Below are 6,599 nucleotides of genomic sequence, written 5' to 3' on the forward strand. Positions count from 1 at the left end.
TACTTTTCTGCGGAATGGTGCGAAAAACTCGGTGGGACAACCTCCGGGACAAGCGTGGGACAGCTTTTTCTTGTCCTGGGACAACTTTTTGGCTAAACCAGGCTTGTCCACGTCATTTTTCGCTCCTCTTGTAGACGCGCTGACGGCCATACAAGGGCAATCTCGGACGGTCCGACGCCTCGCCTTTTTCCCATCCGTCGATCCTGCTCATGATCGACGCGATACGGTACGCTTCGCCGATATTGAAATCACTCGGATTACGACTGAGGCATTCTGACCAGATTTCGATATTGCTGACCAACTGCCTACGGTGAGCGCCCTCACCAAATTCGGGAAGTTCGTTATTGAGATATTTTTGTCGTTCCCAAAGGGCCATTTCATCCCACCGATCAGGTAATAGCCTGTCGAGGTAATTACGTACCATTCCTTCTCGGTCATCTGTTTCCATTGAGGATGCTTGCGCTTTCTCAGCCATCTTTTCTGCCTCACCCGTGAGGAATAGTTCCTCGTTGTCTACTGAGAACCTGTAGGCTGCCTCAGCCCACAGCATGTCTCGCAGTTCTGGCGTGATGTCCCACGGGTGGGCGATCGTGTCACCCGTGACAATGACAGGCCAGAAACGCCTGTTCCCAGTCACATCACGCAGGAACCCGTCCTCGTTGTTTGTGGTGCCGACGATGACGCACTGGCGTGGGTGGGTTTCCACGTTCCTGCCGTAGGCTGGCCTGTATTTGTCGTGCGTGCGCGTGAGAAAGCTTTTAATCGTCTCAGCGTCCATCTTCCGCATGCCAGCGAGCTCGCCTAGTTCGAGGATCCACGCGTCACCAGTTTTCTCAGCAGCCGTCTTGTCTCGCATGTCGCTAATAGTGAGACTGTCGGAGAACCAGTCGCCACCCATGATGGAGAAGAGGAGGCTTTTGCCGATGCCTTGCGGCCCGTTGAGGATAAGGACATTATCGAATTTGATCCCTGGCTGCAGGACGCGCGCTATGGCTGCTGTGAATGTTTTGCGCGTGACCATCCGCGTGTAAACATTGTCTTCCGCGCCCAGGTAGTCGACGAGGAGCGTATCCAACCTGCACACGTTGTCCCACGCGGGTAGTTTGGCGATGTACTGGCGGACTGGGTGGTACGCATGGTCGGTTGCGACTTTGACGAGCGCGTCGTGCAGCTTGTTCGGAGAGTACAGGCCGTAGAGCTTTTGCACGTATGCTCGTAGCTGCGCTTCGTCATTGTCGCTCCATGTTGGCATGATCTGCTTCCACGGCAGGCGCTCTAATGGCGTGATCACATTAGTCATTTCATTGAGCGCGATACCGTGCAGCTTCTCGTCGTTTTCGAGGATCGTGACGTAGTTTTCGAGCGTGTCGAGTGGCCTACCTGTTTTGGGTGAGAGTTCGAGTCTTTCTGTCCAGTCTGTGATGTTGCTGAATTCTTCCCCAGCTTCTTTCAATCGATCCTCATTGAGCTGTTTTTTCACAAGATCGTCTTTCACAGCGAGAGTGTTCATTTCCGTGTAGGAGGGGAGACGGTTGACTGGCGTGTCTGGTTTAGCGTCATTGTCGAGTTTTCCGTACAGGTGGATGCGTACGAGGTCGAACGCGTTGACCTCTTTTCCGCATACTGGGTCTGTGGCGTGGTGGGAGTACGCGTACGTGTCGTCATAGGTGACGAGCCCTCCGGTTGATTCCCCGGCCGTGTACGTGTACCTGTCGCTCATGCTGGTTGGCTCGTACACGCCTGTGAGGTATGTGTTGATGGCGCTGCTGATTGTGTGCGCGCGGCAGAACGCCCCAACGATCCCGGGCTTACTGATTGGGTCTTCCATCCGGCTCTTTGAGCGTCGTGGAGTGTCCTCGCCCTGGGCGCGCGGCCACGTGGTGATGTCTTTCCAGTCGTCGTACTGTGCGAGCACCGTGTCGGGGTCGAGTGGCTTACCGTTTTGTTGCTCGTACACGTACTGGCCGTCTTTGGGTGTGCTGGGCCAGTACATGAGGCGCGCGGCCTGATACGTGGTCGGGTCGAATTGTTCGATGCCGAGTGTTTCGGCTATTTTCCTGCCGACTGCTGGGTATTCTTCTTCGCTGACGTCTCTCGATAGCGGGATGATGAGACGGAGCCGTGGGTGGTTTGGCGTGTGCGAGTGCGTGGAGTACATGCATGCCTGGCAGTCGTACATGATGGTGAACATGGTCCAGAAGTCGGTGTCTGGCTGGTCCACGTCGAGGGTGAGCATGCTGCGTGAGAGGACGTTACCGTTTTTGCGTTTCCCGTGTGCGAGGTGCCCGGCGACGAATCCTCCCACGTCTTTGACGCGGCCCTGTTCGGGCTTGCTCATCTGCCGGTATTCGGCTTCGGTTTCGCTGGTGCGCGTGGTGGTTGAGAGTTTGCCTGTGAGCTTGCTCCACGTGGTTGTGCCGTTGGTCCACCTGCTGCTGGTTCTGGATTCTGCGACGCTGATCTTCACTTTTAGTCTTTCTGGTAGTAGGAGCAGGTGTATCCGTCTGCTGTGAGCGGGAGCCCAGTGGCCCACGCTGGCAGGTGGCGCATGATCCGGCTGATCTTGTCAATGTCAGCCCGATCTGGTGTGGTGTCGATGACGGCTTCGTCGTGAATGTGCATGACCGTCTGGTACCCCGCGTTGTCGAGGTTGGTGAGCGCGGTTGCCAGGAGGTCGCGTGCAACAGCCTGCACGATGTTTTCTACGAGCTTGGGTCCGTAGGTTTGTATGTGCGACCATTTTTTGACTGTGTTCACTCCGAGGTGCGTGATCCCGGTGTTGCCCCACCGGTTTTTTTCGATGCGCGCACCGGGGTAGAAGAGGGCGCGCCCGGATGGTAGGCGGATGATGAGCATGTTTTTCGCGTACCCGATCTTCACGTGGTACAAGCGGCTTGTTCGCCGGTGTTGGATGGCTTCTTTCGCGGCCTTGTCGATGTCCCACCACATGCTGACGATGTGCGGGTTGGCGTTTCTCCACGCGTCGACTATTGGTTGGAGTTCGTCTTCCTGGAGCCCCATGTTGAGCGCTCCCATTGCTTTAAGCGCTCCGACCGATCCACCGTACCCGCAGGCGAGGGTAGCAATTTTGCCTTTCTGCCTGAGTTCAGCGTTGATGCCGTGTTTGACGACTGGCACGCCGAACATCCTTGATGCTGTTTCGCAGTAGAGGTCTTTCCCGTCTCTGAATGCTTGGAGCGTGCTGGTTTCGCCTGCGAGCCATGCGAGGACGCGCGCTTCAATCGCACTGAAATCACACACGGCCAGAACATTGCCTTCGGACGGGATGAACGCTGTGCGGATCAACTGGGACAGGGTGTCTGGCACGGGGTAGAGCAGTTTGAACATGCTCATGTCGCCCTGCTTGACGAGCGTGCGCGCTTCGTCAAGGTCGCTCATGTAGTTTCTAGGGAGGTTTTGGACTTGGATGAGGCGGCCCGCCCACCGGCCTGTCCGGTTCGCACCGTAGAACTGTATGAGCCCGTGCGCCCTGCCCCGCGTTTCGCAGTTCAGCATCGTGTCATACTTGCGTGTGCTCGACCGGGACATTTCCTGCCTAAGCTCAAGCACCCGCCGCGCTCGCGGGCTGCTCGTGGTTTCTACCGCTTGGGCAACGTTTTGTTTGGAGAGTGATTCGACCGGGCAGGCGTTGGCTTCAAGCCAGTCGGACAGCTGTGTGACGCTGTTCGGGTTGTCAAGCCCTGTCAGTTCTCGGGCTTCTCTTTCGCACTCCTGCTTGTACCGCTCACCAATATTCCTGGCATTCGTGGCGAATTGAGTGTCGATTCGCACCCCACAGTCATTAATCCTCTGATCCAGCCAGTACAACTCCCACTCGAATGCCGGTGGCACGCGGTCTGATAGCTTCATGCTGATCTCGTGTTCGACGTCAACGTCCCTCACGCAGTATTTCTTGAAAATCTCCCACGCTTCAGGATCAGACTCAGGCAGATTCCGGCCACCGTCGGTGAGGAGGTTTTTTGGGTTTGGCGTGCAGAACTGCTTGATGAGTTTTCGGCCTTCTCGCATTTTTTGTTGTTCGAGGCCGAGGGCTTTCCCGCACGCGTCGAGGCTCATCGGCAGTCCTGCGTACCCGGCGTGCACCATGGTGCAGTACCAGCCCTCCGGGTCGAGCGGTTCTGGTAGTCCGAGCCAGTGGGAGAGGCAGACGCGTTCGAATTGAGCGTTGAACGCGTGCTTACGCACTGCCGGGTCTGCGAGCGCGTCCACCACTCGCTGTGGGACTGTCTGTCCCATTGCGAGGTCGACTATTTGCGTGGGTTGGTCGTCTTCTTTGTAGGCGAAGAGGAGGACCATGAAAGACGCGTCGGCAGCGTACTTGTAGAGTCCGCTTTTTCCGATATTGGTTTCGCTGAATGTTTCAATGTCGACTGACAGGTCTTTCATGGCCACTCCTCCTTCGCTTTACGTGTGTCTGTTAGTTGAGCAGGTCGTCTAGATCGTCGAGATCATCTGAGTCGTCCAAATCGTCCTCGTCGATCTCGATTTCGCTGAACTCGTCTTCGGCTCTGATACGACCGTCGAGTGGCTCACCGTCACGCATCTTCAGGATGTTTCCGAGAGCGCATGCGACGCCAGTGTTTCCTGACGCGCTGTATGGGTAGAATTCGACGGTGACGTGCGCGTAGCAGCCCGAATACACCTCGTCCTCGTTAAGAACCGGCTCCTGCTTTGTCTTGCCGTTAACGCGGACTACTTTGAGGATTCCGGGCTTCGTTCTTGACTTGGCATTCATGAAGTAGTGGCCTTTGTAGGCTTCACCTTTGTCCTCGGTGTCGCCGTCACGTAGCGGGGTGCGCAAGGCTTTCCACTTCGCCCCGTACTGCTCCTTACCCTTACGTTCAGCCTCTTTAATGCCAGCCTTGATGGCGGCCAGGGACTCCTTGTCGTTCTTGTCGACAAGAAGGCTGCACGAGTAGGAAGGCTCAGCGTTATCGTTGATGGCCCTGGGCTTCCACACGTTGGCGTATGAGAGGCGAGCGTTGCGGATCAGTGTGCGTTTCACGAGTTTTCTCCTATGTTCTTGAATTCTTCTTCTGCCGTTGCGGCCACGAGTTCAGGCCGCTTGTCTGATTCGGGTACGAGACTGGGTTTTCCTTCTGGGCGGATGATGAGGTCACCGAGAATCCGGGTGAAGTCTTTTTTGCCCATGAGTTTTTCCATTGCTGTGAGTGTGAGTAGTCTCCTTTCGAAAATGTCTGTGTATCCGGCCTCCTGAGCTGCCTGGATGACACGGTTTTCATCAGCGAATTTCCTGACGGACCGGCCTTCGACGAGCTTCATCCCGTCCCATTTCTTGCCGTGCTCTGTGGCTTCTGTGAGCGCGTATTTTTCTACATCACGAGCCCACTTCATGAGGCCGGGCAGTTGTTGGAGGATTTGTGCGAGTTCGGTGTCGTCGAGTTCCGCTGGTGCCATGAATTCGTCTTGTGCGATCTGGAGGTTGTGGTCTGCTCTCGCACGGCAGGTATGTGCGAGCTTGCAGAACTGGCACCAATCGCCCACCCGGAACTCGCCCTCACCCTTAGAGGCGAGGACGGCAGCGGGTTTCACGACGTTTTCGCACCAGTCGGTCAGCTCGCTGACAGTGATGGTCTGGCTACTGGTATTGCCGCGCCTGGGCTGGAAGATCGTCATACGCACCGTGTCGATGTCGTAGACGAGGTTGAACGCGAGGACAGCCCCCATCGCGTAGAGTCGCAGTTGCGGATTGTCGTGCGCGTCGACGAGAACACCCTGCCCGTATTTCAGGTCGATGATGTGCAGCATGCCATCACTGATGAGGATGCAGTCACCTGTCCCGAATCCCCGAGGCACGTACTCTGAGAAGTCGAGTATTTGCTCGATGAACACGGACGGCTTACCCATCTCACTGATCTGGTCCAGGACGAATTGCACGTACTCGTCCGTGTAACTGTCCATTTCGTCGCACTGGTATTTCGACTTTGGCTTGCGTGTTGTTTTGCCGAGGTGTTTGCGGAGTTTGTGTTCTGCGAGCGCGTGCGCGGCCGTGCCTTCCCTGGACGCTTCGGTGTCTCGGTCTGGTTTGCCTGCTTCGAGTTGTGCGCTTGGTGTGCAGTGGAGCCACCTGTGTGCGCTGGATGCGCTGAGCGTGGCGTGTTGTTTAGGCGGCATTGTTGGCCATTTCTACTATCTGCGAGTATTGGTCTGGTGTGACGTCGGAGAATCGTTTTGCCCCGATGGTGTTAAGAATTTTCCTTAGCTTGTTTTTGCCTTCGGTGCCGTTGGCTGCGAGTTGTGCGAGGGCTTTACGCGCGTCTTCCATGCTGACCGTCGGCTCAGTCTCTGCTGCCGGACGCTCCTCTTCTTCTGGCGTGTTGTCGACCTGCGGCCACACATGATCCACCTTGCTGTCAGCCCAGTTGAGCGTGTCGGTCTCAAGCTGCTCTATCGTGGCCTTGAGGTCGTGGAGTCCTCCGATGAGGAGGTCGAGCCCGCCTTTCATGTCCTCGAAGCTGCGAGCGATCTTTTGATTCGGCTGTGTCATTTGAGTTTCCTTACTGCTTCAGTGATGTCGCGTAGCTGTTTTTCGAGTTTGCTGATTGTCTTGTCTGTGT

Annotated in this window: 5 protein-coding genes; all 5 read right to left on the minus strand. The window is 56.3% G+C overall.

Features of this window, described 5'->3' with window-relative positions:
- Positions 1-112: 112 nt before the first annotated feature.
- The 5 genes from HMPREF2975_RS07470 to HMPREF2975_RS07490 are packed head-to-tail and all read right to left on the minus strand — an operon-like array spanning position 113 to position 6,529.
- A complete protein-coding gene (locus HMPREF2975_RS07470; protein ID WP_070726890.1) occupies positions 113-2,467 on the minus strand; it encodes a virulence-associated E family protein in 2,355 nt (784 codons plus the stop codon).
- 2 nt (positions 2,468-2,469) lie between these two features.
- Entirely contained in the window at positions 2,470-4,407 is a 1,938-nt protein-coding gene (locus tag HMPREF2975_RS07475) for a DNA polymerase (protein WP_070726892.1), read from the minus strand.
- Positions 4,408-4,438: 31 nt separating this feature from the next.
- Positions 4,439-5,026, minus strand: a complete 588-nt coding sequence (locus tag HMPREF2975_RS07480) for a DUF2815 family protein (protein WP_141757342.1) — start codon at positions 5,024-5,026, stop codon at positions 4,439-4,441.
- The gene (locus tag HMPREF2975_RS07485; protein ID WP_070726895.1) at positions 5,023-6,156 is read right to left on the minus strand and encodes a DUF2800 domain-containing protein; all 1,134 of its coding nucleotides are present in this window, start codon (positions 6,154-6,156) and stop codon (positions 5,023-5,025) included. Before HMPREF2975_RS07485 ends, HMPREF2975_RS07480 begins: the two co-directional genes overlap by 4 nt.
- Positions 6,146-6,529, minus strand: coding sequence for a hypothetical protein (locus HMPREF2975_RS07490; RefSeq protein ID WP_070726897.1), 384 nt, complete (start codon positions 6,527-6,529; stop codon positions 6,146-6,148). The genes HMPREF2975_RS07485 and HMPREF2975_RS07490 overlap by 11 nt, the downstream gene beginning before the upstream one ends.
- Between the last annotated feature and the right edge of the window lie 70 nt (positions 6,530-6,599).

The organism is Actinomyces sp. HMSC065F12 (assembly GCF_001814535.1).
Taxonomy (GTDB): domain Bacteria; phylum Actinomycetota; class Actinomycetes; order Actinomycetales; family Actinomycetaceae; genus Pauljensenia; species Pauljensenia radingae_A.